At 69.1% G+C, this 25,837-nt stretch carries 23 protein-coding genes and 4 pseudogenes; 15 read left to right on the top strand and 12 right to left on the bottom strand.

Annotated features, from left to right (window positions below; all coding sequences use genetic code 11):
- The first annotated feature begins 7 nt into the window (after window positions 1-7).
- Window positions 8-1,138, top strand: coding sequence for a saccharopine dehydrogenase NADP-binding domain-containing protein (locus ACIBU0_RS44075; RefSeq protein WP_398830474.1), 1,131 nt, complete (start codon window positions 8-10; stop codon window positions 1,136-1,138).
- A gap of 274 nt (window positions 1,139-1,412) precedes the next feature.
- Window positions 1,413-1,820, top strand: a complete 408-nt coding sequence (locus tag ACIBU0_RS44080) for a hypothetical protein (RefSeq protein WP_398830476.1) — start codon at window positions 1,413-1,415, stop codon at window positions 1,818-1,820.
- Between the two features lie 228 nt (window positions 1,821-2,048).
- On the opposite strand, the gene ACIBU0_RS44085 is transcribed toward ACIBU0_RS44080, so the two are convergent.
- The 4 genes from ACIBU0_RS44085 to ACIBU0_RS44100 all read right to left on the bottom strand — a co-directional run bounded on the left by ACIBU0_RS44085 (window position 2,049) and on the right by ACIBU0_RS44100 (window position 4,340).
- Window positions 2,049-2,243 carry a hypothetical protein gene (locus tag ACIBU0_RS44085; protein ID WP_398830478.1) on the bottom strand — a complete coding sequence of 65 codons (195 nt, stop codon included), beginning with the start codon at window positions 2,241-2,243 and terminating at the stop codon, window positions 2,049-2,051.
- A gap of 67 nt (window positions 2,244-2,310) precedes the next feature.
- Window positions 2,311-2,949: a hypothetical protein gene (locus ACIBU0_RS44090; RefSeq protein WP_398830479.1), complete on the bottom strand. Its 639-nt coding sequence runs from the start codon at window positions 2,947-2,949 to the stop codon at window positions 2,311-2,313.
- Between the two features lie 143 nt (window positions 2,950-3,092).
- Entirely contained in the window at window positions 3,093-3,389 is a 297-nt protein-coding gene (locus ACIBU0_RS44095; protein ID WP_398830481.1) for a transposase, read from the bottom strand.
- Between the two features lie 219 nt (window positions 3,390-3,608).
- Window positions 3,609-4,340, bottom strand: a complete 732-nt coding sequence (locus ACIBU0_RS44100; protein ID WP_398830484.1) for a DsbA family protein — start codon at window positions 4,338-4,340, stop codon at window positions 3,609-3,611.
- Between ACIBU0_RS44100 and ACIBU0_RS44105 the strand changes: the two genes are divergently transcribed.
- A complete protein-coding gene (locus ACIBU0_RS44105) occupies window positions 4,257-5,054 on the top strand; it encodes a M48 family metalloprotease (protein ID WP_398830487.1) in 798 nt (265 codons plus the stop codon). The two genes, ACIBU0_RS44100 and ACIBU0_RS44105, sit on opposite strands and share 84 nt — an antisense overlap.
- Here ACIBU0_RS44105 and ACIBU0_RS44110 read toward each other — a convergent pair.
- Window positions 5,050-5,216: pseudogene (locus ACIBU0_RS44110) on the bottom strand (transposase); the annotation flags it as partial. The gene ACIBU0_RS44105 and the pseudogene ACIBU0_RS44110 overlap by 5 nt on opposite strands.
- A 269-nt stretch (window positions 5,217-5,485) precedes the next feature.
- On the opposite strand from ACIBU0_RS44110, the gene ACIBU0_RS44115 reads away from it, so the two are divergent.
- Window positions 5,486-5,968, top strand: coding sequence for a hypothetical protein (locus tag ACIBU0_RS44115; RefSeq protein ID WP_398830489.1), 483 nt, complete (start codon window positions 5,486-5,488; stop codon window positions 5,966-5,968).
- A 265-nt stretch (window positions 5,969-6,233) separates the two neighbouring features.
- Here the strand turns inward: ACIBU0_RS44115 and ACIBU0_RS44120 are convergent, their stop codons facing one another.
- Window positions 6,234-8,159 carry a hypothetical protein gene (locus ACIBU0_RS44120; protein WP_398830492.1) on the bottom strand — a complete coding sequence of 642 codons (1,926 nt, stop codon included), beginning with the start codon at window positions 8,157-8,159 and terminating at the stop codon, window positions 6,234-6,236.
- 398 nt (window positions 8,160-8,557) lie between these two features.
- Between ACIBU0_RS44120 and ACIBU0_RS44125 the strand changes: the two genes are divergently transcribed.
- Window positions 8,558-8,734, top strand: a complete 177-nt coding sequence (locus ACIBU0_RS44125) for a hypothetical protein (protein WP_398830495.1) — start codon at window positions 8,558-8,560, stop codon at window positions 8,732-8,734.
- A gap of 34 nt (window positions 8,735-8,768) precedes the next feature.
- Here ACIBU0_RS44125 and ACIBU0_RS44130 read toward each other — a convergent pair whose 3' ends face one another.
- Window positions 8,769-9,512, bottom strand: coding sequence for a hypothetical protein (locus tag ACIBU0_RS44130; RefSeq protein WP_398830497.1), 744 nt, complete (start codon window positions 9,510-9,512; stop codon window positions 8,769-8,771).
- 1,590 nt (window positions 9,513-11,102) lie between these two features.
- Between ACIBU0_RS44130 and ACIBU0_RS44135 the strand changes: the two genes are divergently transcribed.
- Both ACIBU0_RS44135 and ACIBU0_RS44140 read left to right on the top strand, forming a co-directional pair.
- Window positions 11,103-11,771, top strand: a complete 669-nt coding sequence (locus ACIBU0_RS44135) for a M28 family peptidase (RefSeq protein WP_398830500.1) — start codon at window positions 11,103-11,105, stop codon at window positions 11,769-11,771.
- Window positions 11,772-11,984: 213 nt separating this feature from the next.
- Window positions 11,985-12,203: a hypothetical protein gene (locus tag ACIBU0_RS44140; RefSeq protein WP_398830502.1), complete on the top strand. Its 219-nt coding sequence runs from the start codon at window positions 11,985-11,987 to the stop codon at window positions 12,201-12,203.
- 16 nt (window positions 12,204-12,219) lie between these two features.
- On the opposite strand, the gene ACIBU0_RS44145 is transcribed toward ACIBU0_RS44140, so the two are convergent.
- Together ACIBU0_RS44145 and ACIBU0_RS44150 are read right to left on the bottom strand one after the other, a co-directional pair.
- Window positions 12,220-13,647, bottom strand: a complete 1,428-nt coding sequence (locus tag ACIBU0_RS44145) for a hypothetical protein (RefSeq protein ID WP_398830505.1) — start codon at window positions 13,645-13,647, stop codon at window positions 12,220-12,222.
- Window positions 13,648-14,486: 839 nt separating this feature from the next.
- Complete coding sequence (locus ACIBU0_RS44150; RefSeq protein WP_398830507.1) at window positions 14,487-15,188, bottom strand: FadR/GntR family transcriptional regulator; 702 nt, start codon at window positions 15,186-15,188, stop codon at window positions 14,487-14,489.
- Between the two features lie 227 nt (window positions 15,189-15,415).
- Between ACIBU0_RS44150 and ACIBU0_RS44155 the strand changes: the two genes are divergently transcribed.
- From ACIBU0_RS44155 to ACIBU0_RS44175, 5 genes and pseudogenes are all read left to right on the top strand, one after another.
- Entirely contained in the window at window positions 15,416-16,657 is a 1,242-nt protein-coding gene (locus ACIBU0_RS44155; RefSeq protein ID WP_398830509.1) for an aminotransferase class V-fold PLP-dependent enzyme, read from the top strand.
- Window positions 16,654-17,955 (top strand): ABC transporter substrate-binding protein, encoded by a 1,302-nt coding sequence (locus tag ACIBU0_RS44160; RefSeq protein ID WP_398830512.1) that lies wholly within the window; start codon window positions 16,654-16,656, stop codon window positions 17,953-17,955. Before ACIBU0_RS44155 ends, ACIBU0_RS44160 begins: the two co-directional genes overlap by 4 nt.
- Before the next feature lie 2 nt (window positions 17,956-17,957).
- Window positions 17,958-18,938, top strand: coding sequence for a carbohydrate ABC transporter permease (locus ACIBU0_RS44165; RefSeq protein ID WP_398830514.1), 981 nt, complete (start codon window positions 17,958-17,960; stop codon window positions 18,936-18,938).
- Window positions 18,935-19,771, top strand: coding sequence for a carbohydrate ABC transporter permease (locus ACIBU0_RS44170; protein WP_398830516.1), 837 nt, complete (start codon window positions 18,935-18,937; stop codon window positions 19,769-19,771). Before ACIBU0_RS44165 ends, ACIBU0_RS44170 begins: the two co-directional genes overlap by 4 nt.
- Before the next feature lie 183 nt (window positions 19,772-19,954).
- Window positions 19,955-20,206, top strand: a pseudogene (locus ACIBU0_RS44175) (signal peptidase I); the annotation flags it as partial.
- Between the two features lie 98 nt (window positions 20,207-20,304).
- On the opposite strand, the pseudogene ACIBU0_RS44180 reads toward ACIBU0_RS44175, so the two are convergent.
- Window positions 20,305-20,463, bottom strand: a pseudogene (locus ACIBU0_RS44180) (IS5/IS1182 family transposase); the annotation flags it as partial.
- Between the two features lie 28 nt (window positions 20,464-20,491).
- Window positions 20,492-20,876 (bottom strand): annotated as a pseudogene (locus tag ACIBU0_RS44185) (hypothetical protein); the annotation flags it as partial.
- A 7-nt stretch (window positions 20,877-20,883) separates the two neighbouring features.
- Here ACIBU0_RS44185 and ACIBU0_RS44190 point away from each other — a divergent pair.
- The 3 genes from ACIBU0_RS44190 to ACIBU0_RS44200 all read left to right on the top strand — a co-directional run bounded on the left by ACIBU0_RS44190 (window position 20,884) and on the right by ACIBU0_RS44200 (window position 23,174).
- Complete coding sequence (locus ACIBU0_RS44190; protein WP_398830527.1) at window positions 20,884-21,327, top strand: hypothetical protein; 444 nt, start codon at window positions 20,884-20,886, stop codon at window positions 21,325-21,327.
- Window positions 21,328-21,400: 73 nt separating this feature from the next.
- Window positions 21,401-22,039 (top strand): hypothetical protein, encoded by a 639-nt coding sequence (locus tag ACIBU0_RS44195; protein WP_398830518.1) that lies wholly within the window; start codon window positions 21,401-21,403, stop codon window positions 22,037-22,039.
- 310 nt (window positions 22,040-22,349) lie between these two features.
- Window positions 22,350-23,174, top strand: a complete 825-nt coding sequence (locus ACIBU0_RS44200; RefSeq protein ID WP_398830520.1) for an NmrA family NAD(P)-binding protein — start codon at window positions 22,350-22,352, stop codon at window positions 23,172-23,174.
- 1,220 nt (window positions 23,175-24,394) lie between these two features.
- Here the strand turns inward: ACIBU0_RS44200 and ACIBU0_RS44205 are convergent.
- Window positions 24,395-25,492 carry a cobalamin-independent methionine synthase II family protein gene (locus tag ACIBU0_RS44205; protein ID WP_398830523.1) on the bottom strand — a complete coding sequence of 366 codons (1,098 nt, stop codon included), beginning with the start codon at window positions 25,490-25,492 and terminating at the stop codon, window positions 24,395-24,397.
- Window positions 25,493-25,837 lie beyond the last annotated feature (345 nt).

The raw sequence follows: 25,837 nt of genomic DNA on the forward strand, positions 1-25,837 counted from the left end.
CCACCGCATGGGGGAATCGAACATTGTTGTGGTCGGGGGCAGCGGCTTCTACGGCCGCTACGTCGTGGACGACCTGCTGCGCCGCCCCGACGTCCGCGTCACCGTCGTCTCCCGCAGACCGCCGCGTCCCGCTTTCGCGTCCGACCGGGTCCGCTGGGCGCCCGGCGACCGTGACGCCCCGGAGCGGCTGGGCGAACTCCTGGGTGACGCGGCCGCCCTCGTGCACTGCGCGGGCCCCTTCCAGGCCCTGGACGGCCCTGGCAGCCACCCGCTCGGGCCGCTGCGGGCGGCGGTGTCCGCGGGAGTGCCGTACGTCGACATCTGCGAGGACCGGGCCTTTCTGCGCGCGGCGAGCACGTTGGCCCGCTCGGCGACGGCTCCCGTGCTCACGGGGGCGTCCGTCGTGCCGGGCCTGCAAGCCCTGATCGTCCAGGACCTCGCACGCGGCATGGACCGTGTCGACACGGTCCTGTGCTGCGCCGCTCCCGACACCCGGCGCCACCGCGGCCCGGCGATGTTCGAGGCGATGATGCACGGCGCCGGACTGCCGTTCACCGCTCCTCGCGGGGGCGTGCCCACGGTGGTGCACGGCTGGTCCGAGCCCGAGTGGGCACTGTTCCCGCCACCGGTCGGCAGGCGTCTGGTGCACCAGGTCTACGAGATGGCCGACCTGGACGTCCTGGCCGAACTGTGCGGTGCCGGAACCATCGCCTTCAAGGCCGGGACCGAATTCACCCCCGTGAACCGGGCGTTGGGGCTGTTCGCCGCACTGCGGGCCCGCACCGGCCGGCCTCGCGCCACCCGGCACTGGACCCCCTTGGTGCGCGCGGTGTCGTGGCTCGTCGGCCGGGTCGGCGACGAGGCAGGCGGCTTCACGGTCACCGTGAGCGGGGAACGCGGCGGGCGGCCCCTCACGCGGCGGCTGGGGATGACGGCCCGGCAGGACGGCGGCCGCATTCCCTCCCTGCTGGCCGGTATCGCCGTGGACCGCCTGCTGACGGGTCGGCTCCACACCACCGGCCTCGTCCCGCTCCACTCCTGGCTGGCGCCGCACGAACTGCGTTCGGCGCTGTGTGAGCGCGGAATCAGCCTGTGGCGCGGGGACGACGAGGACGCATGGCGGCCGTGGGAGGAGTGACGAGCCGTCACCGTCCGCGCCCGCGTGGGTCCACACGACTACGTGGTCCACTACGTGGTTTCCCGGATGCCGGAGCCATCTCGCCGCTGCGATGATCGCTCCTCCAGCGGTACAGGAAAGGCAACACATGAACCCGGGTCAGCAGATGGAATTCCACGCCTCCTGCGGGCATTTGATCTCGGCTCCGGCCGACCGGGCGGGGCAGGACGCCCGCTGTCCCCACTGTCACCGAGTGGTCCGGGTCCCGCAGACCGATGTTCCGTATGCCTCGCCCGTGTCCGTGCCGGCCGGTGCCACCGAGCCGATCGCGCTGACCGCCCTCTACGTGATCGCGCTGATCGGCGGCGTCATGGGGGCCGGACTCATCTACATGGTCATGTTCAATGAGTTCTCGGAGTCCGAGCTGGTCACGATCACACCCCTGTGGTTCTTCCCGATCGTCTTCGGACTGTACGGCTTCGTCTCCCAGCGGCTGCTGCGCCGGATCGCCTCCGGGCGCGCCGCAACCCTGGGCGAGGCCGCCCGCATGACCATCGACGTGGCAGGGCCTTGGGCGGCCCTGGTGCTGTTCCCGTTCCTGGTACTGAAGTGGCGCAGCTCCCTGCTCGTGTCACTGGCCGCGGCGCTCTTCTGGGCCGTCCTGCTGTGGCTGTTCTTCACGGCCGTCTTCCCCAGCCTCTGAGCCAGGCCTCCAGGCACACAACGAAGTGCCGCACATCGGCGCCCGGTTCGCCGGGCGCTGACGGTGTCGAGGACCTCCGCTTCTTCGATCGGCCCGACGGGCCGCTGCTGCCCGACGAACACCGCCGACGGGGCATGCCGGACGACACGACCGGGACCACCGTCCAATGCCTTCCGGACGAGTCACTGCGTACGGCAAGCAGCACAACGGCCGATGAACCGGCACGGCTCACCGCACCATGGCCAGGTGATCGGTGATCTCGCCCTTCAGGGCGGACTCCGAGACCCGCTTGGTCAGCCACAGGCCCTCGCAACGGGCCCGGTCAGCCGCCATCGCGACGAGCTGCCCGTCCGACGCGGCCGACGGCATCGCACCATCAGCCGCCTCCTCCGCGGGCTCGCGCCCGATCGTCGTCTCGCTCATGCGGCGTCTCTCCCTTGATCAGCAGATCCGCCGTTGATCAGACAGTCCCCAAGCCCCGTGAGGACGTTCAGCGCTCCGGGGCGCCGTCCCCGGCGAGCGCGACGAGGCCCGGAATCATCCCGGCCAGTTCCTCCAGCAGCCTGTCCATGTCTCCCACCTCCGGCAGCGGGTGGTGGACGAAGCAGACCCCGTCCTTCGTCACCGAGACCGCCGGTCCGGCGAGCTTGACCAGGCGCTCTGGCAGCTCCGAGGCGTAGAACCGATCGGTCGTCCCCGCACGGTCATCGCTCATGGGCAGGTACGGCGCATCCATGGGAAAGGTGAGCCCGAGCTCCGCCGCACTCCAGTTGCGCTCCAGACGCAGGTTCGGCCGGCTGCCCGGCACGTCGAACGCGACGACCAACCAGTGGGCGTCGACCTTGCTCGTCAGGTTCTCGACGAGCCTGGCGACGGTGACCTGGTGCTCGCCGAGCGGGCCGGTCACGGTAGTCCCGTGCTGCGCCCGCAGCAGCCAGGGGAAGTGGACCGCATAACCGGCCCATTGCGCCCCGTCCTCGTCGCGCTCGAGCTGCTGCCAGCCAGGACGAGCAGCAAGGGCACGCATCGCCCGGTCCGCCTTGCCGACCCGGCGGGCGGTACGGACCGCGAAGGTCAAGCCGATCAGGGACGGGGCCAAGATGACGGCGAAGAAGATGATCCAGCCCAACACGTGGTCCTTTCGCTCCGGCCCGGGAAGCCCGTTCGCCCGCATCTTCGCGTCCCGGGTCGCCGCAGGACATCGGGGAAACCACGTAGAGGACTACCGAATCCGGTGCCCGCCCCGGCTCACACCCGGCCGCCGAAGCACGCCTACGCCTCTCGGATGAGCCCTGTCCCGCACCGTGATCGCCTCGACGTTGCGACACCGCTCGCCTTCTTCACCCAGCCCCGCAGACTCTCCCTGCTGACGCCGAGTTCCCGCGCGACCTCCGTCACCGTCCGGCCCGAGGAGGCCACGAGCGACCACGTCCCGCTTGAACTCCTCCGAGTACCGCTGTCGTGCTGCCGGTCCGCACCGAGCCGGGCGGGATACCGCGTGCGGCCAGGGCCTTGTCGACGGCCCTCACGTAGGGCCGGCGCGGCAGCCCATGGGGCCTGCCGGGCCATCCGGGCGGGTCACGCAGCATCGGCTTCGCCTCCACGGGCGCGAGCGGGTCGGGTCACGAGGCGCGGCGGAGGACGGCGACGGCGCCGGATGACGCGGGGGCCGAACTTGTCCGGACGCGGTCGATGGCTGCTTCGGCACCAGCCTTGCCTCCCGGGTCATCGAGGCTGATCTGCTGGGCGACCCGGTCGGCTCCGATGAGGTCCTCGCCCTGGAAACGGTCACAGAGCGGTGTCCTCCCACTCGGTGGGCTGGTCATAGATTTTCTGCAACAGTTCGGCGAACGTATCGCCCTCCAGGAGGAGGGCGTTGTAACGCAGCGGGATCCGCTTGTCGTTGATCACTGCGGTGGGCGTGCCGGGGCCTTCGGGTTCCTTCGCTCCCCCGGCTTTCTCGTAGGCCTCCTCGGAGGCGTTGACGAAGGCGCGGTACTTCATGGATCTCACGGCCGCGTCGAACTTCGCGCTGCGCAGGCCTTCCACTTTGCCCGCCAATTGAAGCAGGTAGGCGTCGGTGTAACCGTCGACGCTTTCCTCCGGCTGGTTGGCGTACAGCACCTCGTGGTACTCCACGAACTTGCCTTCCTCCAGCGCGGCGCGCAGCGCGTTGACCGCCTTCTTCGACCCGAGGCCGCCGACCCGGTCGTCCAGGAAGGAGGCGAGCGTGTACTCGGCTCTGGCCCAGCGGTCGAGCAGCGCCTGCCGCAGTTGGGGACCGCCGCCGGTTGTCTCGAACTCCTCGCAGTACGGGCACCGGGGATCCTCATACAGGTGTACCTTCACCGGCGCGCCGGGATCGCCGACCGAGATGGTGATGCCATCCGCACCAAGCCTTTCCGGCAGTTCCTCAGCGCTCGCGAAGTCAGGCTCGTGCTCCGCCGCTCGCTGCCCGCACCCCGCCACAAACAGCACCGCGGCCGCGCACAACACAGCCCACCGGCCCCCACGCACCATGCGCCATCCCCTCCACTGTGGCAGGTCCTCACACCGCCGCAGCGGATCGCGCTGCTGGGCCATGAGCTCGGCCACTACAGCAACGGGGACACCCGCCACGGCCTGGTCGTCGCTACTGCGTACCGTTCACTGAGCACCTGGCGCTACTACTTCACCCCGATCGCGAATCCGTCTCCCGTCGAGATGGCCGTCAACCTGGCCTGGATCGTGCCGTACTCGCTGATCCAGGGCATGCTGATGCTGCTGGACCAGCTGACGCTGCGCGCCGCTCAGCGCGCCGAGTACCTCGCCGACTCCGTTGCCGCCCGTGCCGGCTCCACCGAGGCCGCAGTGGGGCTCATGGACCGGCTCCTGGTCACGGACTCCGCCGCCAGCACCCTGCGGCGCGAGGCCAACAAGCCCGGGACCCTACGGAGCGGCACCAGGCAGGCCGAGGATCGGGGCGACGAGCTGTGGGAGCACCTCGCCGCGCACATGGATTCGGTCCCGGAGTCCGAGTACGAGCGTCAGCGGCGTGTCGGCGCCCTGAGGGGGCACAGCGTCGACTCGACCCATCCGCCGACGCATCTGCGACGGAAGTGCCTGCTCGCTGGTGCGCCCGCGCCTGCGGCCGTGGTGGTGGACGGCGACCGGGAACGCCGCATCACCGCAGAGCTCGCCGACGCGCGCAGGACGGTGGCCCGAAAGATCATCCGGGACGGCTTCGACGGATAGGGCGCGCGGCGCGGCCCTGCGGTCGACGCAGCAGGTGGTCGACCTTGAGCCGGATCAACATGCCCCCTCGACGAGCAAGGGGAGTTCGCCGCCCAGGCCGAGCCAGGCCGAGCGGTGGGTGAGCCTGAGGTGGACCCGGTCCCACGCATGCGCCTCTGCCTTGCAAGCCCACCAGTCGAGATGCCGATTTTGGCGAGCACGTCACTGAGCAGCCGTCGACGGCCGTCCTCCTGAGGGCCAGATGAGCCGGGCCGACCGCGAGCAGATGCCAGGCATGCCTGCGCTGTCAGCGGCAGCCCCTAAGGTGCGCCCAACGTCTCGAAGGAGGAACTGCCAGGGGATTCTCGGGCCACCTGGTCTTTGCTCGCAGTAGCCGGCCTCTGCTGGAAGCTCCCGTATTCGACAGCCTCGGCGGAGAACTCAGGGCCACCATGTGCACAGGGGAGTCACGGCCGGGCGGCTGGCAGACACTTCAGTTCGATCTCGGAACATGGGACGACGCGGACCTGCCCGCCCTAGTTGAGTGGAGCAGGGCACCGGCCTGTGTCGCCGAGGTCTCCGACAGTGACCTAGCTCTCGTGACCGGGCTGGACACCACCGGCCGGCGTTGGCAGGCATGGCTCAACCTGGACATCGCCGCCAGGCTTCTGGCCGAGGAGCCCGAAGATCTCGAAGATCAGCTCCTATGGCTGGACACACCGGAGTTCCATGATGCAGTGAGACATAAGCACGCGGAGCTCAACGCGGAGATCCCCACCCACGCCGAGGGCGCAGTTGTATGGGCCACAGCCGCCGGCATTCCCGTGACGCCACGGTCTGTCAGGATCGAAGAGCTGCTTCGCTCACATGAGACCCCCGTGGAAGACCTCTTCAGCACACTGCTCGACGAGCTGGGCTTCCCCCACGCCGCTTAGCCCTCACCTGCACCGTAAGAGCCGACGCCCGTGCCTGAGCTGAGTGACACTCACTCAGCTCAGCGGGGAGAGAACCTGGGCGTCGGGGCTGTCCTCGGTTTCGCCGTTGGACGAGCGCGACAGCATCCGCGCGACTCATCTCCACAGCACTCACCAGGTCCCTCCGCCGAGTCACCCTGGCGGGACGCATGATCGCCCGGACGGTCCTGGGCGTGCCGGAGTTCGGTGTCGGACCATCACGGCCTCCGCGCTGGGGTGTCGGTGTTCAGCGCCGGGCTGTCGAGGCTGCCGCGGCCGCGGCCGCGGCAAGGATGCGGTACAGGACGGCGACTGGGATCGCCGGGTTGGTAACCGCTTCGCGTGCCGTGTCGCGGTCATGCAGCAGTCCGGCCAGGACGCGGGCCGGCAGCTGTGGATTGCGCACCGCGGTGCTGCGGACGTGGGCCTCCGGGTCGTTCAGCAGTCGCACCGCGTCGGCCGGTGACAGCCGGGGGTCCTCAGCCGCGCGGCGGCGCACCTCGGCTTCGGGATCCCGGGCCAGCCGTGCGACATCTGCCGGTGTCGACTCGGGATCGTCCAGGGCCAGGCGGCGCATTCGCCCGCTGGGGTCGGCGGTGTAGCGCAGCAGGCCCGCTCGTGGGAAGTTGGGGTGGCTGCGGGGCCGGTCGGGGTGGCTGAAGCTGCCGTCCCACCAGCGCCAGACCTCCAGCAGCATGTCGGCCGGCGCGTCCTCGCACGATTCCACGAGGAACAGGCGGACCACCCGGTCCTCGTCCCGCGCCAGGCGCGCCACGACGTCCGGCGGGAGGTGCCGGGCTCGGGCCACACTGCGGCGGATCAGCGGGTGGGAGGACGCGGCGAGACGGCGCATCGCGTCGGCGTCGCCGTGCAGGTCCTCGACCCAGGGCAGGGTGTGCGACATCGTGGTCGTATCGAAGTCATGGCGGACCGCGGCACGTTGCTCCTCGGTGAGGTCGGCGCGCAGCGCCACCGCGGAGCGGATGTCGTCCTGCGGGTCCTGCGCCAGCACGGCGACGCCGTGCGCGCCCAGGCCCGGGTTGGCGGCCAGCGCCCGGCGTATCTCCGCGTCCCCGTCCCGGACCAGCTCCGCCTCCAGCTCGGGCGCGAGGCGGCACCGTTCGAGCGCCCGCCGCGGGTCGGGCAGGGCTGCGAAAACCTCACAAGGCATGGGCACAACGGTGTGGTGGGTGAGCAGCGCAGTCGTTCGCACCGCGCAGTCGGTGTCGGCCAGCAGCCGCTCTCGCAGCGGCGCCGCGAGGTCCTCCCACCGGGCACAGGCCGCCGCCCGCACTCGGGGATCGGTGTCGGCCGCGAGGCCAGGGAGGTGCTGTGCGGGAAGTCCCGGGAGTTCGGCTGCTCGCGCGCGGGAGGGACCGGCCAGGAGGTCGCGGTACAGGTCCTCGGGGAGTTCGGCGCCCCAGACGCAGGCCTGCTCCGCCCAGAGCACGCGCCGATCGGGCGATGGCTCGGCGCGGATCAGACGTACCCACTGATCGGACGTGAGCTTGGGCCGGAAGGTGTCGGCGGGCCTTGACCGCACCCGCGGATCGGGGTGCGCCACAGCGGCGTCGAGCACGGCGGGCCGGTCGCATCCGTGCAGGAAGCCCTCCTCCACATCCAGCAGCCGAATCAGCAGTTCGTCCGTCGCGGCCGGATTGAACCCGATCCCCTCCAACCAGTGCAGAGGCCACCCATGTCGGCCGGGCACCGCCGCCCACACCTCGGCGCGCTCGGCCTCCGTCTCGCGCCCGGCGGCCTCGGCGGCCTCCTCCAGCCGCTCCGGCAGTCGGTCGAGGGCCGTCACCCGAGGCCCGCCCGTACCAGGCACCTTGGCCAGCAGCACCTGCCCGTCGAGGGAGAGCGCCACGAACCCGGGGGTGCCGGTCAACTCCGGCAAGCCGCTCCCGGCGTGCCGGACCCGGGTCCACCAGGAGTCGTTGCCACCGATCCGATGCTTGAGGACAGCCACCAAGAACTCACCTTCGACACCGCAAAGACGCCGCCACCACCCGGCATCGAGAGCCTCCCGGGCCCCGCCGACCGGTGCCGCGATCCCCCGCGCGATCCGCCAGCCGGCCTCGGGCGGGAACAGGCTGCCCGGGCGCACCTCCTCGATGACCGTGAGTCCGGCGCGTGCGAGTAGTTCGGGGAGTTCCTCTCGGTGCTGCACGCGGTCATCATCCCCGCCAACTCATGGTGGGACAAAGCCGAGCGCCCAGGTCCAACCGGCCCTTACCCGCGTACACTTCATTCCCTGCGACGTCTTCTGCACCGCCATTCGGTGTAAACCACAGCCTGACATTGGGTCGCTGCGCGAGATCCGGTCCCGACCGGGTGGTGCTTCTGCCGCCTTTCCCGACCTAGCTTCGGCACGCCTTGGTGACGCCTCTGCCATAGAGCATTCGCCGCGACCCGGCTCCACAGCCAGGTGAGGACTACATGCCCGAATCTCTAGCCTTCTCAAGACCATCGCCGACTCGGTCTCGATGGTCCGCGACGGCCCTATGCCGGGCCCGGCGAGCCGCTCAGGTTTGAGATCACTCCACTGCGACGGACATCAAGGTGCCCGTGATCGGCGACGGCGATGCCTCGCTCACGCTGCCGGCCGAGAGCGTGCGGTTCCTCGACGCGTCGCCGGCGCCGACTTCCGGTGGAGCGACCGTCGAGTCGTACCTCGAGGTCACCCACGTGATCGGCGGCCAGCCAGTGCCCGACATCGACGTGACGCTACCGGCCCTCCGCTGAAGGGCGCCCTCCTGCCTTTGGTCTGAACCAGCGCTCAGCGGTGGCTGACGGCCAGGGTGGTGAGGACCCGCCGGGTCTTGTTCTCGGGGTTCTCGGAGATCACCACTCCCCGGTCCCGTACCGCCGATTCGAGTTTCTTCTGCTTGTGTTCGGCCCGTGTCTCGAACTCGTCGGCTTTCTCGCCGTCTTTGGGCTTGACCCGGATCGAGAGCTCGAGGAAGTCCAGGTCGGCAACTGTCCACCGCTCGACGTCGACCTCCAGGTCATCGAGCGGCACGTTGTTGAACTTCGTTGAGGCAATCGGGCCCAGTGCGACAAGTCTGGTGATGTGCACTGCGGGTGCGCATTCCTGCAAGAACTGCAGCTGCCGGGCGTCGAGCGGTGCGGCGGCATCGGCTTCGGGTGTCACGGCGTTCAGGAGCGCTCCCTGCGGGTGGGCGCGAGTGGCGGAGGCGGAGAGTACTCGGCGGCTTCCCGACCAGTCTTCCTCGATCTTGTACTCAAACGACTCCCTGTCGAACGGGTTGGAGAACCGTCCGACCAACTGCGCCTTGGTGCACGGACGCAACTTGACGGCCAACTCGTCCGGGGTATCACCGCTTCTGAACCTCACAATCACACCACTGTCCAGCAGCAGTCGGCCGTCCGCGATGCCCTGGGGATTCTCGGCGAACCAGATGAGGCGCTTTTGGGCCGGGCCCTGCGTCCTGCCCAACGCCGAGAGAGCATCCGCGATATCACCGTCGATATTGACCTTGATCTCGACCGGAAAGGTCATGACACCGCTCCCGTCCTTCTTGCGCGTTCATACAGCTGCGTGAGCATCCCGAGGGGGAAGTCGCCGCGGCCGTTCGGTTGCATCTCGCTCAGGTCCGCGACGGTCCATGGACGGCGATCGTTCTGGCGGTGGGGGTCGCCGCGGCGTCCTCAGCGTTGGCGGACTTTGTGCGGCCGGACTTTCGGCAGCGGCGCGCAGTGATGATGTTTGGCTGATTCCGGCATGATGCTCCCCAGCGGGAACGTGTTGCCGCTGGGCCCGTGTCCATTGTCCCGCCGGGCCATGCGGCGGGCGACTCGATGACGGGCAGGGATAATTGACGCATAAACTGAGAAGCAGCACCTTCGAGTTCCGACTTCCGGGCCGAACGTAAAGGTCATTTACGCCAATCGGGTACGGGCGGAGGGTCGCGCGCAGTGGAGGGACGAGTCGCGGGCAGAGGACGGAGGACGGAACACCCACACTTCGGAGGCACCTCACATGTCAGTGCTGTTCTTCGACGTCGGGCCCACTCTGTCGGATGCCCGCGTGGAGTCCCACGGCACACTGACGCTCAGGCCCCGGCCCCGGGTGGTCGCCGTCCTCGATGCCCTCCCTGACGTGCGCAAGGGCATCATTTCCAACCCCGGGCCGGGCGAGGGCGCGGCCGAACGGGTGGCAGCGGCCCTCGAGGAGGCGTCCCCGGACCCGTTTCACGGACGCGAGTCTTGTGCACTGGGGTGTGAAGGACAGCCGCACGCTCTTCGATCTGGCCGTGGCGAGCACCTGGGGTGCGCCGACCGACGACTGCGTGTTCGTGGGTGAGGATGCCCAGGGGAGAGCGTTCGCGCGGGGGGCGGGGATGCCTACGGCTCCGCATCCGGTGTTCGCCTCGCCGCGGTCCCGTGTTCGCCTCGCCGCGGTGGAGAACCGTCCCGTCTTCGCGCGGATTGGGCTGCCGGACGGCCGGGGCCTGCCTGGAGCCGGCCGGGGCAGCGGAAACGACCGAGGTCGTTCCCGTGCATGTGGCCTCGGACCAGCTCGTGCTCGTCATGGCGAGCGCACTCGGTGCCGAAGGGGTCGAACGCGCCGGGTTCACGGTGGACCGGCGCGAGCCGGTGGAGGACAGGGTGGCCTTCCTGATCCGCGACGACCGTCCGGTCACGGAGGCGCGTCGCCGGCGGACTCCACCGACACCGCGGGGCGGCGCGCCACGGCCGTATACGGCTTCATCGCCGACGCCTGGCCGAGAGGGGTGCACCGTCGGCCGCTCTGCTCGGGCCCGCACCGGGTGGTGTGTACCTCGCTGTGCCCGCCGGTCGAGGACGTGCACCTGCCGAGTGCCAAGCCTGGACACACAGAACGCCTGCTGCCGGACCCGACGCTCCTCTCGCGGCCCGGCGAGAGAGGCGAGCGTGCTCACCCGCGCAGCGGCCGAAATCCCGCGCCCGGGCCGGCCCAGGGCGGCGTCCGGCAACGGCCATCCGTCCCCCGAGACGATCGCCGCAGTGCGGGCAGCGGTGACCTCCGAGGCCCTGCGGGGCCATGTGGCGCGTATCTCCGGCGTTGAGCCACTGGTCGAGGGCGAGTCACTGACGCTCCGCAGCAGGGATGCGGCGGCCGAGGACAACGCGCGGGTCGTCGAGGCGCTGGCCCACCCGTTCGGGGGAACTCGGGCGGCACGTCCAACGGCACCCGTTCCGGTGGCGGGGACGACAGCTGTTCAACCTGGAAGCCGAGCACCGAGTCGCTGGGGCAGATTCCACCGTCCGTATCACGGCCACATGGACTCGACCGCGTCAAGCGGTGACTTCGTGGACGCGAACGGCGAACCTTGCCCCTACGACCGGCGGTGGACCGGCACTGGGAGCCGATGACGACGGAAGCGGGACGGCGGGAGTCATGGCCGCGGCCCAGTGTCTGGCCGCCCTGCGAGCGGGTGGCAGGCAGCCCACCCGCAACGTGCGCTTCGTGCTCTTCAACGTCGAGGAACAGGGCCTCGTCGGCAGCAAGTCCTACGCCCGGGCCGCCGCCGTGGGGGCGACTGTATCGCCGGGGGCTTGCAGAGGGACTGGATCGCGGGACTGGAGCGGGCAGCACGCCCAAGGTCGAGAGCCACGCGGGGTCCTCCGTACCGGGCCCGGTCCTGGGGGCTTCCGACGCGCTCGGCGCCCTCGTCGTACGCACCGTACCCGCTTTCGATCCGGCGGTGACCGTCCAGCACCTCACGGGCCCTTGCGACCCAGCGGTGCGACGCAGCGACCACGCGAGCTTCCATGAGCGGGGATGGGTGGCCGTCGCCGTATCCGAGACCTCTCCTCTCTCCCCTCCGACGGCGCGCCCGGGACCGGCACCCGGCAGTACCACCCTCCAGGGGCCACGCTCCGCGACCAGGACCACGACACCGATTTCGCCGCCAGGACAGCCGGTTCGGTCGCCGCAACTGCTCTGACATTCGCCGGGCCGTGGACACTGACGGAATAGAGTTCACATATGGGCACGGACAATGACACGCACCCGGCCTCGGGCGAGGACGGGCACGAGCAGAACGACGAGACTGAGCGCCAGGCGACTGAGAATTACGTCAGCGATCTGGTGGCACGGGGCCAGGCAGTGTTCGAGGGCGAGGAGCCGACGTCCCGGACGACCCACGTCGTCAAGCGCGAGGACGACGGACGGCTAACCGTCCGTCGTCTGCGCTTTTTCAGCTGACTACGCGGCCGACTCTTCAGTCGAAGCAGCGCCGGACCAGAGCGAGGCCGTCAACGGTCTCGCTCCGGGCGATCTCGTGGGTCTTGAGCCGGGTGGGGCTGTCGTCCACGACCGCAACCTCGGTGCGGTGCTCGGCGGGGATCTCGACCCGCCCGCGGCGGAGCAGGTCCTCCAGGTAGGACGTTGCGATCTGCTCGGGGTCAGCGGGCCGCACCGAGCCGCCTGCGGGGTCGGAGCCGGCGATGCCGAACCGGCGGGCCTCCCCGGGGGCGTAGAGGGTGATCGGCCCCTTGATGCCGTACTCCCTCCCCTGCACCGTGACCGCCGTCAGGCCCTCATCGTCACTGCCGCCCGGCGTCGCCTCGGTCATGGCGAAGCCTCGGCGCGTCACCTCCGCCGCGGTGAGGGATGTGGCAGCGCCCAGGGAAAGGATTCCGTGGCGGGTGAACGCCGACCGCAGGGACGGACCGTACTTGCCACCGTGGCGACGCTGGTCCGCAGCGATCATGTGGCCCGCGACCTGTGCGTAGTAGCCCGGCACCACCGGCGCGGCCACGACGGCGTCCACCAGCAGCTGGCCGGCGATCCGGGCCGCCTCGGCCAGAGCGGCCTGGTCCTGGCTGTCCTGCTGGCGGAAGATCCCCGCGACGATCTTCAGGAACGCGCCGCTGAACACCCGCGAGAACGAGTGGGGCTCACTGGTGAGCATGTTCGCGGGTCCGAGCGGCGCCAGCTGCACCGGGTCGCGATAGAAGAAGTGGTTGGACATGTTGCGCAGGCAGTCCGGTTCGGCCGCATCCGGTACGACCTTGCGCACCGCCCAGCCCAGTTGCTCGGCCAGCCGCGACACCCGAGAGGACTGCTCGAGGCGGCCCTCCGTCTGGGTCAGAACGCTCATCCGCAGCGACTCCAACTGGAGTGCGGACAGTAGCGCACTGATGTCACCGAACGCCTCGTGGAAGGCGTCAGACTCGTGCATCGCCGCGTTGAACAGCTGGGGGCGCAGGGCGTCCAGGCCCGCGTGGCCAAACTCGTGCGTGACGATATCGCGGCTGATGCCCGAGAAGACGTCCACTCCTTCCACCCTCTGGTGGAAGAACTTCAGGCCTCGCCTGTCGTAGAAGGCGTTGAGGTCGATTCCCTCGTCGAGATGCACGGTCAGGACACGTCCGACCGACGGGACCCACTGCGTTCCTGCGGGAACCAGCGGACCCCAGGTCTGACAGGCCGTGCTCAGCGCGTCTGCCGCCACCCAGTAGCGGAAGGCCGGCGTTCCCGGCCCGGCACTGTCCGGCTGCGGCGCGGCCTCGGCGATGGCCGTCGGAAAGGGCTGTGTGTCGAGCTGCGGCACCGGGTGCCGCACCGGCACGTTTTCCTGCAGAGGAGCTCCGGGATCGTCCTCGTACACCAGAACGGTGGGGGTCGTCGCATGCTGCACGGTCATTTGCCGCTCCAGGGGGAGAAGGGAGGGGGGATCCGACGGGCGCTGGATGCACCACCGACCGAATTCATGAGGGAATGGGCCCTTATGCCCAGTACGCGACGAATGACCTTCTGTGTCAATTCGAACACAGTGGGTGATCACGGCGCCCGGTACTGCCGCTCCCAGTGCATCCGCAGGCTCGCCCCTCCTCTCCGAGGGCGCGCTTCAGAAGAAGCTGCCTCGCCGCGCTTCATGCCGTGACGATCTCGGCGTGGGGATCTCTCCGATGAGCGGCGGTCAGTGCTTGAGCCGTTGCTGCCTGTGGCACAGACTGACAGGCCGTCGGTCGGTCGGCGAAGGCTGGTTGACGGGACCCGCTGGCGGGTGCGGACTGGTGCCCTTGGCGGGATCTGCCGAAGGAGTACGGACCGTGGCAGACAGCCTATGGCCGGCCCCATCAGCACGCGCCGGCGCCCGGCGAGACGGACACAGCCAAGCCGCTCAACTATGCCCATGCCCGAGCAATCAACTATGTCCATGCCCGAGCAACGAGCTGTGGAATCGCCCCTCGCACGGACGGCCAGATCCGCTTCCGTCACCTGGGACTTGAGCGCTCCCTGTCGACCCGACGCCAGGTGAGCGCCCGCCGACCTGACAGCGGCCCGTCGCTGCTTTCCAGGAGGGATCGCCTTCACGAGCGGACTTCACGCCAACGGCTTCGTGGTCCCCGCCCCCGGGAGTCTTGGGCGGGCGCGCCGGTCGACCCCGCATCGCGTAACGGCCTGGCTTCTCGTCCGAGGATCGACGCGCGCATTGGCGCGGCGGCCGCTGCGACGCGGACAGCAATTCTCCCCGGACGGTCAGTCCGTGCTGCCGGCCTCCTCGACCGGCGGCATGAACGCGCGCAGCCACCGCTCCGTCTGCGCGACGTGCGCCTGCGCCGCACCTGCCGCGGCGACCGGGTCGCGGTCGGCGATGGCGGTGGCCAGGACCCGGTGGTCGTCATCGCTCTTCCTGCGCAGCTCGGGGCCTTCGGGCAGGGTGAAGACCTGGTATTTGCGGGAGCGGGCGCGGAAGACCGCCAAGAGCGTGGCCAGCGTGGGGTTGCCGCCCACGCGGGCGATCTCCGCGTGGAAACGGTGGTCCAGTTCGGATGCCTTGTTGGGGTCGCTCGTGGCTTCCATGTCCTCGATGAGCGAGAAGAGCGTGCGCACCGTCTCCGGCGTGCAGCGGGCCGCCGCCTGGGCGGCGACGTGGGCCTCCAGGACACGCCTGATCTCGTATACCTCCAACAGACCTGACAGCGGGAGGAGTTCGAGAGTCAGGGACAGGCTGCCGATCACATCCTCGGGCCTGAGCTGGGAGACGTACGTGCCCGAGCCGTGGCGCGGCTCGATGACGCCCAGGGCGGCGAGCATCCGTACGGCCTCGCGCAGCGATCCCCGTGAGACGCCCAGCTCCTCACAGAGTTCGCCCTCGGGTGGAATGCGCTCGCCCGGACCGAGGCGTCCCGACGCGATCATGTGTCGTAGGCCGTGGAACGCCTTCTCGACTGCGGACATCCGTCCCCTCTTCTCCCCTGGCGGACTGGCGATCATGCCGCGGTCCCTTCGGAGCACTGTAGCGAGTCACAGATGCGTCGGAAGCGTGTCGAACAAAAGTCATCTGATGACTTTCACTGTACGACACCTTGTTTCGTCCACGATAGGTGTGCAGGATGCCGAGTCATCAGATGTGTCTGGCGGAGCCCGACCTTCCGTAGCCCCGCCCTGCCCAGATGTGGAGTCCTGTGAGCGAGACGGACGTGACCACCGCGCCGCGCCCCCTGCTGCTGGCCGACGGCCGGCCCGCCGGCCTGGCGTGGTCGCTGGATCCTGCCCTCAAGCACCTGAACCACGGCTCCTTCGGGGCCGTTCCACTGGTGGCGCAGGAGCGACAGCAGCAGCTGCGTGCGGAAATGGAACGCTCGCCTGTGGTGTGGTTCCCGGCGCTGCCGCAGCGGCTCGCCGCCGCCCGTGCCGAACTCGCCTCCTTTCTGCGCGTCAGGGCCGGCGACCTCGCCCTGGTGCCGAACGCCAGCGCAGGCGCGAGCGTCGTCTACGCCGCCCTCACCCTTCGCCGCGGAGGCGAGGTCGTCGTCACCGACCACGGCTACGGGGCCGTCACGATGGGTGCCGAGCGGCTGGCACATCGCTGGGGCGGTCGGGTGCGTACCGCCCGGGTGCCGCTGGACGCGGACGAGGAGCAGGCGTACGAGGCCGTGGCCGCGGAACTCAGCGAGGCCACCGAGCTCGCGGTCGTCGATCAGATCACTTCGGCGACCGCGCGACGACTGCCGGTGGAGCGCATCGGAGCGGAGGCCCGGCGGCACGGCATCCCCGTCCTCGTCGACGGCGCGCACGCGCCCGGACTCCTGGCCGTCCCGCTCGCCGACGCGACCTACGACTTCTGGACCGGCAACCTGCACAAGTGGGGTTGCGCCCCGCGCGGCACGGCGGCCCTGGTCGCCCGCGGCCCGCTGCGTGATCGGCTCCATCCCCTCATCGACTCCTGGGCCGCGGCCGATCCCTACCCCGACCGCTTCGACCAGCAGGGCACGATCGACGCCACCGCCTACCTGGCGGCACCGACATCCCTCGCCTTCGTCGAGCACACCTGGGGCTGGCCGGCCGCCCGCCGCTACATGGACGACCTGGCGGGCTACGGCGCCCGTGTCATCGGCACCGCGTTCACGGAGGTGACCGGCGAGGACACTGCCGTCGACGTCGGCATGCCCGTGCCCGGCATGCGCCTGGTACGCCTCCCCGACGGACTGGCCGCCGACCGGGTCGAGGCCGACGCGCTGCGCGACCGGGTGGCCCTCGAACTGGGCGTGGAGGCCGCCTTCACCAGTTTCGACGGCATCGGCTACCTGCGCCTGTCCGCCCATGTCTACAACACCGCAGCCGACTACGAGTACTTCGCCGAGGAATGCGTCCCCGTCCTCGGCGAATGGGCACGAGAAAACTCAGGGAAGAGGTCAGCACAGTGAGAAGAAGGACGGCAGCTCCAGCGTTCGCCACCGCCGCGGCGATGGTCCTGACCGGCTGTTCCACCATGAGCCCCGAGGCGAGCGGAACAGTCACCCTCAACATGGTCGAGAGCCTGACGAACCCGACCCGTACCGACCTGCTCGAAGAGCTCATAGCCGACTTCGAGCAGCAGAACCCGAAGATCAAGGTCAACCTGGTCTCCCCACCCACGGAGCAGGCCGACCAAAAGCTCCAGCAGATGCTCCAGTCCGGCAGCGGGGTGGACGTCCTGGAGGTCCGTGACATCACGGTCGGGCCCTGGTCGAACAACGGCTGGCTCTACGACATGAAGAAGGACCTCGACGGCTGGAAGGGCTGGCAGGCCATGACGGAGAACGCCGTCAACGCCTCCCAGGACGCCAAAGGCAGAACCTACTTCGTCCCGTACGGCTTCTACGGCCTGAGCCTCTTCTACCGCACCGACCTGATCGAGAAGGCGGGCTTCAGCAAGCCGCCGGCCACCTGGGCGGAACTGCTGGAGCAGGCCTCCGCCATCCACGACCCGGGACAACGCCGCTACGGCTACGCCTTCCGGGGCGGCGCCAACTCCAACAGCAACGCCACCGCCGCCATCGAGGCCTACCTCGCCGGCCGGGTCGACCCGGCCAACGGCTTCAAGCTGAGGGACGGCCGTACGATCTTCGCCGCCCCCGAGGCGGAGGACGCCATCGAGAACTACCTCGAGCTCTTCAAGCGGGCGTCCCCGAAGTCGTCCGTCTCGTGGGGCTACCCGGAGATGGTCGAAGCCTTCTCCAACGGTTCCACGGCGTTCCTGCTGCAGGACCCCGAGGTGATCGCCACGGTCTCCGAGTCGAAGTCGATCTCCAAGGACCAGTGGGACACCGCGCCGCTGGTGGCCGGGCCGGGAGGCAAGACCGTGCAGCCGCTGGCCACGGCCGGATGGGGTGTGGCGAAGGGCAGCGGGCACAAGGCCGAGGCCGTGAAGCTGGTCGAGTTCCTGTCCCAGGGCGAGGCTTCGACGACGTTCACCAAGAAGAACAGCCTGGTGCCGATCCTCAAGTCCGCGACCAGTGACCCCTTCTACAAGACCGGCCCCTGGTCGAGCTACGTCACCATGACCGAGCAGCCGGACAAGTACCTAGTCGTCACCCAGCCGCGCGGCGTCAGCTGGTGGGCCGAGTGGCAGCAGAGGGCGGACGCCGACGTGCAGAAACTGATCCTCGGCAAGACGACGCCCAAGAAGCTGCTCGCGGGCTGGGACGCGTACTGGACCGAGAAGTGGCAGCAGGAGCAGTAGACATGTCCGTCACGCCCACCACCACGGCGAAGACGACGGCCCCGGGCCGTGGGGAGGCCTCCCGCAGGCGAGGTCTCCCCCCACGAGGCCGCCGACGGGAGTTCACCACCCGGCGCGGCCTTCGCATCGCCGCCTTCATGGCGCCGGCCGCGGTCTTCGTGGCGGTGTTCACCTACTACCCCATGATCGCGGGCGGTCAGATGGCCTTCCGCAACTGGAAGCTGACCGATCTGACCGACACCTCGTGGGTCGGGCTGAAGAACTTCGGCGACGTCTTCGCCGACCCCGCCTGGGGAACCGTACTGGGCAACAGCGCGGTCTGGGTCGTCGGCTCGATCGTCCCGCAGTTGTTGATCGGCTTCGCGCTCGCGCTGTGGCTGCGCCGCCGTTTCCGCTTCCGCGGCCTGTACCAGGCGCTGATCTTCTTTCCCTGGGCGATCTCCGGATTCCTCATCGGCATCCTCTTCCGCTGGTTGTTCAACAGCGAGTTCGGCGTCGTGAACGACCTGCTGCAGAAGGCCGGTCTGATCGACGAACCGATCGCCTGGCTGGCGGATCCCAGGACGGCGATGGCGGCCGTACTCATCGCCAACATCTGGTACGGCGTCACCTTCTTCGCGATCATGATCCTGGCCGCGCTCCAGTCGATTCCCGACGAGCTCTACGAGGCGGCCGCGCTGGACGGCGCCGGCAAGGCGCGCACGCTGTTCCAGATCACCATCCCGTACATCCGCACCACCCTGGCCCTGACCGTGCTGCTGCGGGTCATCTGGATCTTCAACTTCCCGGACCTGATCTTCGGCATGACCGGCGGCGGGCCGAACAACGAGACGCACATCGTGACCACCTGGATGATCAAGATCACTCAGCAGGGCGACTACGGGAGAGCCTCCGCGCTGGGTCTCCTCGTGGTGGCCGGGCTGCTGGTGTTCGCGGTGTTCTTCCTCATGGCCACGCGCGAGAAGAAAGGGGTGAGGTCGTGATCGGCAAGGAGTCCGCGGCCGGCCGGGCCGTCAAGTTCACCTTCCTCGGCGTGTGGCTGCTGCTCACCGTCTTCCCGCTCTACTGGATCGCCGTCACCTCGCTCAAGGCACCCGGCGACATCTTCCGCTTCCCGCTCGCCTACTGGCCCGAGCGCTTCTCCCTGGAGAACTACAGCGGTCTGTTCGGCACGGCCGACTTCGGCACCTATCTCGCCAACAGCCTCATCGTCTCGACGGTGGCCGGGGCGACGGCCACGGCGATCTCCATGCTTTCGGCCTACGTGCTCGCCCGCTTCGAGTTCCGTACCAAGTCCGCCCTGCTGATGGCCGCGCTGGTCACCCAGATGATCCCGTCGTTCATCGCACTCGGACCGCTCTATCTGCTGATGACCGACTTGAAGCTGGTCGACAACCGACTCGGACTGATCCTGGTCTACATCGCGGTGTGCATCCCCTTCTGCACAGTGATGCTGCGCGGCTTCTTCGAGAACATTCCGGACGCGCTGGAGGAGGCCGCCATGATCGACGGCCTGTCCCGGTTCACAGCGCTGTTCCGCGTCCTGCTGCCGGTGATGCGCCCAGGCATCATCGCCGCGTTCATCTTCAACTTCGTGAACTGCTGGAACGAACTGTTCCTGTCGGTGACGCTCATGAACAGCGACAGCAACAAGACCGTCCCCACGGCCCTGAACGGCTTCATCTCCAGCTTCAACATCGACTGGGGCTCGATGTCCGCGGCGGCCGTGCTCACCATCCTGCCCACCATGTTCCTGTTCGCCTTCGCCAGCCGCCACATCGTCCAAGGCCTCACATCGGGGGCGGTGAAGGGCTGAGAGAGAGGGGAGCGAGCACGCCGCCGCACGTAAACTCCGGGGCACCACCGTCTGGGTACCCGGGCCCAGTTGGCATCCTCCCCATGTGAAACGAGAGTGATCGTCGGCAGCGCCCATGGTGTCTACCTCTGATCTTGCGCAGTGTGATGGCGCTCACGAGAGCAGCTGCTAGCGTCCGGCCAGGTGAACGACAGCGTCTACGTGGGCAACGCGGGCAAGGATGCGGCACTGGACCGTGGATGGCTCCTGGGACACTTCAAGGAGACTGGCGATCCGCGCCACAGCGAGGCTGTGGAGATCAAATGGGGTGCGCACCCCCGTGGCGATGAGCGACTGCAGTGGGTGAAGGGCGAGGAACGCACAGCTCTCCTGGTTCTCATCAGCGGCCACTTCCGCGTTCAACTCCCCGGTCGCAGCGTCCTTCTAGAACAGCAGGTGTCGTGGAGTTCGGTTCGGGGTTCCCAGCGGACGGCTGTCCCGTAAGTGTTCTGAGACGGCCTGTAGGCGGCCTGCTCGCGCGTCTCGCTTCTGGGTCAGCCGCTGAGGACGAGGTTATGAAGGCCGGCGATTCCGAGCAGGGCATGGTGGACGCCGTCGCCTTTGAGCCGGCAGTCGCGGAGGATCCTCCGGGTCTTCATGCCGGTGCCCCGGTAGCCGCCATCCGCAATCACTGTCGTCCTACCGACAGCGCTCGGCCCGCTGCCGGTCCGGGTGGGGCCGCTGGTAGGCGAGGGCGCGCAGGTCCTCGTCGTGCGCGGACGGCTTGGCAAGGCGACGGGTCTTCTCCCAGCTGGCGCCGCCGGCGAAGGTCAGCGTCAGGGTCAGTGCGCGGGCCGCCCGGCCGCGGCGGCGCAGCAGGAGCCCGAGGCGGACGACCAGGTCGAGCAGGGCGGCGCGGAACGTCGGCGCCGTCCAGGGTGTGCCGGGGGAAGGCGCAGCCGACCGTCTTTGCGGCGGGAGCGGTGCGGCGGACGGCGGGGCGCGGGTCGATGCCGCGGGCCCGGTCGGCTGCGGTGCGGCCGGCGCGGCCGCCCAGCAGGCGCTGGACGGTGGCGGGCGGTACGGCAGCGAGCAAGCCGACGTAGTGGATGCCGTAGTGGCGCACGCAGCACTTGCCGGCGCTGACGACCGAGGCCTGCCAGGTGCTCTCCGACTTCGCCGCCCACGGCCGAAGCCGCAGGTGGGCGCAGGGATCGATCACCCCGGCCATGCGCACCCTGCGCACCCTGCTGGCCCACCTCGGTGTGTCTGCCCCGCTCCTGGAAGAGGACGTCCGCCTCCTCGCCCGACGTCACCACTGCGCTGGTGCCCGCGTGGTCGGCTACCTCCGGCTGACCGGACAGCTCGTGCCCGACCGCACGAGCAACGCGGCCCTGGGCCGGGCCCGGTGTCTCGCCGACACCGCCCCGGACGTCTTCCGTATACCGCTGAACCGGTGGATCGACGTCCTGTGTGCTGCAGGATCCCGGCCCAGCCGCCCGCTGGCCCCCTACGGTCGTCTCCCTACCTGCTCAGGACCGCGCCTGTGCTGTACGCCTGGCACAGCGCCGGGCTGACCGTCTTCGTGCCGTCACCCGCGAGCACATCGAACAGGCCCTCCACCCGCATCACGGTGAAAGGGCCAAGAGCATGGCGACCGCGCTGCGTTCCCTCTGCAGCGCGCCGAAGCGGGAGAAGCCCATCTTCCGCAACCCCGCCCGCCGCGTGTCGCTCACCACGGCCCGCGCGCTACCCAAGCCGCTGCCCGAGGACCAACTCCGCGGCACGCTCCAGCGGCTGGCCACCGTACGTGACCGGCTCAGCTTCCTCCTCGCCGCCGTCCACGCCCTGGGCACCCACGACCAGCGCGGACCTCTCCTGCACGACCTCGACCTCAGCCGCGCCACCCTCGTCGTACACCGCGAACGCCGTCTGGACCACACCCTCTACCTCGACGAACTCACCTTCCACCACGCCACCTTGTGGCTGGCACAACGCCACCGCCGCTGGCCGACCAGCACCAACCCCTACCTCCTGGTGACCGCCCACACCGCCGTCGACGACACCGACCCTCAGATCAGTACGAAAGCCATCAACAAACCCCTGCGCCGCGCCGGCCTCCAAGCCGGCCGACTGCGCATGGACCGCATCCTCGACGAAGCCAAGCACACCGGCGACCCGGTACACCTCATCCGCCTCTTCGGCCTGTCTCCGCACACAGCCATGCAGTACCTGCGCGCCGCTCACCCCGGCCGCCACCCCCGACTCCCTGCAGCCATGAACCTCTGATGATCTACACCCGGACCGGACCCACAGGCACCGATGCACGGCTGCTCCGGGGCTCCCAGCCCGGAGCAGCTGGTGCGAGGCTAGGCCGGCGGCCGACCCGCTGATGCGGATAGCGGTGGTCTCAGTAGAGGCTCCGCCGCAGTAAATCCGGCATTCACTGCGGCAGGACAGGCAAGGGCAACGTGGGCGATCGGATTGCGGACAGAATCTGACCTAGATGCCTCCTACTGTCGTCTGCGACCGGGGAACCGGAAGGTTCGGCCACCGCTCAGAGCGATGCCGACCTCAACAGACAGCAGCAGGGAGCGACGTGACAATTCTGGTTACTGGCGCGACGGGAAATCTGGGGCGCCACGTGGTCGAGCGACTTCGGCAGACCGGACAGACGGTTCGCGCGCTCACGCGTGCCCCGGCCGAGGCGACCGGTCTGCCCGACGACGTCGAAGTGGTGGGTGGCGACCTCACGAAGCCGCAGACGCTGGCAGCGGCTCTCGACGGGGTCTCCGCCCTGCACCTGATCGGAACCACCGGGCACGACCATGCCCCGTTGCGTACAGGGCCGCAGATCATGGCGATGGCCGCCGAGGCGGGTGTACGGCGGATGACGGTCTTGGCGGTCGGCGAAGAAGGAGAGCTGGAACAAGCCGTGCGTGACAGCGGCCTGGAGTGGACGTTCATCTGGCCGATCGACTTCATGTCCAACGCGTTGAGGTGGGCTGAGGCCATCCGCGATACGGCGGAGGTCCGTGAGCCGTACGCGCATCGCAGGACCGCTTCGGCCGACGAGAGAGATGTCGCCGACGTTGTCGCTACTGTGCTTGCCGGGGGTGGCCACGCAGGAAGGCGTTTCATCGTGTCGGGGCCCGAAGCGCTCACGCCGGCCGACAAGGTGTCTGCCATCGCGCGGGCGACCGGCCGTGAGATCCGTTTCACCGAGCTGACCGATGATCAGGCACGTCGGCAATGGCGGGCTGAGGGCTGGCCCGAGGAGGGCATCGAGTTCATGCTGCACATGTGGGCGACCGTGCCCGAGACGGTGGCCAGGGTGACTTCAGCGGTCGAGGAAGTTGTCGGCCGTTCGCCGCGGACCTTCGCCCAATGGGCCGCCGCACACGCTGACGTCTTCCGCCCCTGATACGCGGGTAGGGCGTGAGTACGTGTTTTTCTTCTTGGCGCTTTCAGCACCTTGCGGCCCAGCCGTTGAGCAGCGAGCTGTGAAACGATCACGGGCGATGGTGGGAAACCATCAGTGTCTGACCACCGCAGCGCCACCTCAGCCTCGCACAGGAACTCCAGCGCCGCATCGGTCTCGCCGACTGCACGGCGGCGCCTCAGAACCCGTCTATGAACCCTCGCCGTGAGCCGAGCCGTTGGCCTGCGCGAGGCCGAGCCGGCGCCGGGGTGCTTGGCGTAGGAGATCCAACTCTCGACGACCCGCGAGTTCCCCATCGGCGAGGTGCAGGAATCCGCGAACCCGTGGGATTCATCGAGGGGCCGATACCGACGCGGACGTCGGCCCCGAGGCGGGACAGGGTGCGCACGCGCAGGAGCTCGCCCAGGTGGCGGGCGTCGGTGCCGTGGTAGCGCAGCGCTCCCTTCAGCTCCACGAGCGCCGCGGTGGGCGGGACGGCCTGCATCACCGGGGAGAGCTCCGCCAGCTGGTCCAGAACCTGCCGGTAGAGCTCCTCCCGCAGCCGGTCCGGACACCGCACGTGCATCGCCGGCAACGCCACGCAGATCCTCGCCCGGGACACGGTCTGCCTCTCGACGTCCCCGCACACAAAACCGGCAGCAGCGTTCACGAAGCCGGTCGACCCGCTGCTCGGGACGGCAATCAACACTTGGGAAGCCCTGCGCCCAAGCCAGCCCAAGCGCACCGACAGTCGGACGGGCGAACAGATCGACTTCCTGTTCTCCTACGCACCCGCGCCGTCTCCAGCGGCTACATCGACAGCATCATCCCCATGCTCTGCCGCAAGGCCGGCGTTCCAGCCGCCGATATCCGCGGCAGCATCACCAGCTGCCGCGCCCGCTCCATCTCCCACAAGCCGTCCGGCACGATCCAACTCCACGTTCCCCGCCCCATGCCGGGCCAACATCCGCCTCACCACAGGAAACGGTCCAAGCAAGTGTTTTTCTTCTCTGGCCGTGAGGTGCGTAGGCCAGATGGATCTGGTCCGTGGGGCTGATCTGACCGACGCCGAAGCGCCAGCTGGCTCGCAGCCACCGCGGCTGAAGAGAGGTGATTCGCTCGGCTGATGAGGGGGTGGCCGCCTGCACGGCGGGCCCTCCCTCAATACGACAGCCTGCGCAACCCCGGCATGTCGTGCAGGCCGTTGTGAAGCACGCCCTGACTTAACCGGCAAGCGTCGATGACGGTCCGGGGCGTTCGCTCACGAGTTCGCGGGCGGCCAGGGCGGTTCCTTCGATGCGGGCGCTGATCTTGGCGAAGGCGGTGTCGCGGGAGGTTGAGGTGTCGTCGGCGAAGGGAGAGAAGCCGCAGTCGTCGCAGGTGCCCAGACGGTTGGGGGGCAGGTGACGGGCGGCGGCGAGGACACGGTCGCGGACCTCCTCAGGCGTTTCGACACGTGGGTCGATCGGGTCGGTGACGCCGATGAACACCTGGGCCTGGTCGGGGAGATGTTCAGCGAGCACGGCGAGGACCCTGTCCGGTTCCGGCTCGCTGGCGAGCTGGATGTAGAAGGCACCGGCCTTGAGACGGAGCAGTGCGGGCAGCAGAGCCGTGTAGTCGACGTCCAGGCTGTGGGTGGAGTCCTGATCGCCGCCGGGGCAGGTGTGGACTCCGATCCTGGTCTGTTCGGTGCTGGAGAAGCGGTCCAGGACGCGGTTGTTGAGGGCGATGAACTGGTCCAGCAGGCTGCCGCTCGGGTCGAGCTTCAGCGCGAGACGGGCCTCGGTGAAGTCGAGCTGGACACGGTGGGCGCCGGCGTCCAGACATCGACGGATGTCCGCCTCGGCCTCGGCGGTGAGGTCGTCGAGGAAGGCTTCGCGGGGGTATCCCTCGATGCCGTCGGGTGGGTAGAGCAGGCTGAGCGCCGACGGCGCGATGACGGCCTGCTTCACCGGAGAGGCCGCGTGCCGGAGTGCGGCGTGCAGGTAGCGGTCGGCGTACACGCCGTAGCGCAGTGGTCCGGCCGTAAGGCGGGGCAGCTGCCGCTGGTGCCCGTCGGCGAACGGGATGATGACACCGTCGGGTGCCAGTCGGTTCAGGCCGGTCAGGGGGTAGGTGGCGAAGCTGGGTTTGGTCTGTTCGCCGTCGGTGACGACCGGGGAGCCGATCTCCTCCAGGCGGCGGACGGTGTCGCAGACGGCGCGGTCCTGGGCGGCGGCGAGTTCCTCGTCGCCGATCCGGCCCGCTGCATGGTCCGCCATGGCGGCGAGCAGCTCGGCGGGCCGCGGGATGCTGCCGATCGGTTCGGTGGGAATGCCCACCGTGGTCTGGATCACGGCCTGATCTCCAGCTGTGCCTCACCGTTGCTGCCCTGGAGCCCGGACAACAGGCATGAGGTGGGCAGTTCACCGGGGAGCGCGGCAACGGTCCGATGCACCGTCAGCCCTTCGCCTCGGCCCTCGACTACCCGGCCCGACAACCTGACTACGAGGGCGCCGGCGACCCGAATACTGGTGCTGCTGTCGTATGCGATCGATGACTGCCGCCCGTCACCGTAGCGGACGGCTTCCTTAACTGGCCCTAACAAAGCCTCTGGACGTGCCGATGGGTGATCAGGCAGACGGCGAGTCCAAGGAATGCCTCATGAATGTCGTCGCGTCGTTCCC

This window comes from Streptomyces sp. NPDC049627, from assembly GCF_044465645.1.
Lineage (GTDB): Bacteria > Actinomycetota > Actinomycetes > Streptomycetales > Streptomycetaceae > Streptomyces.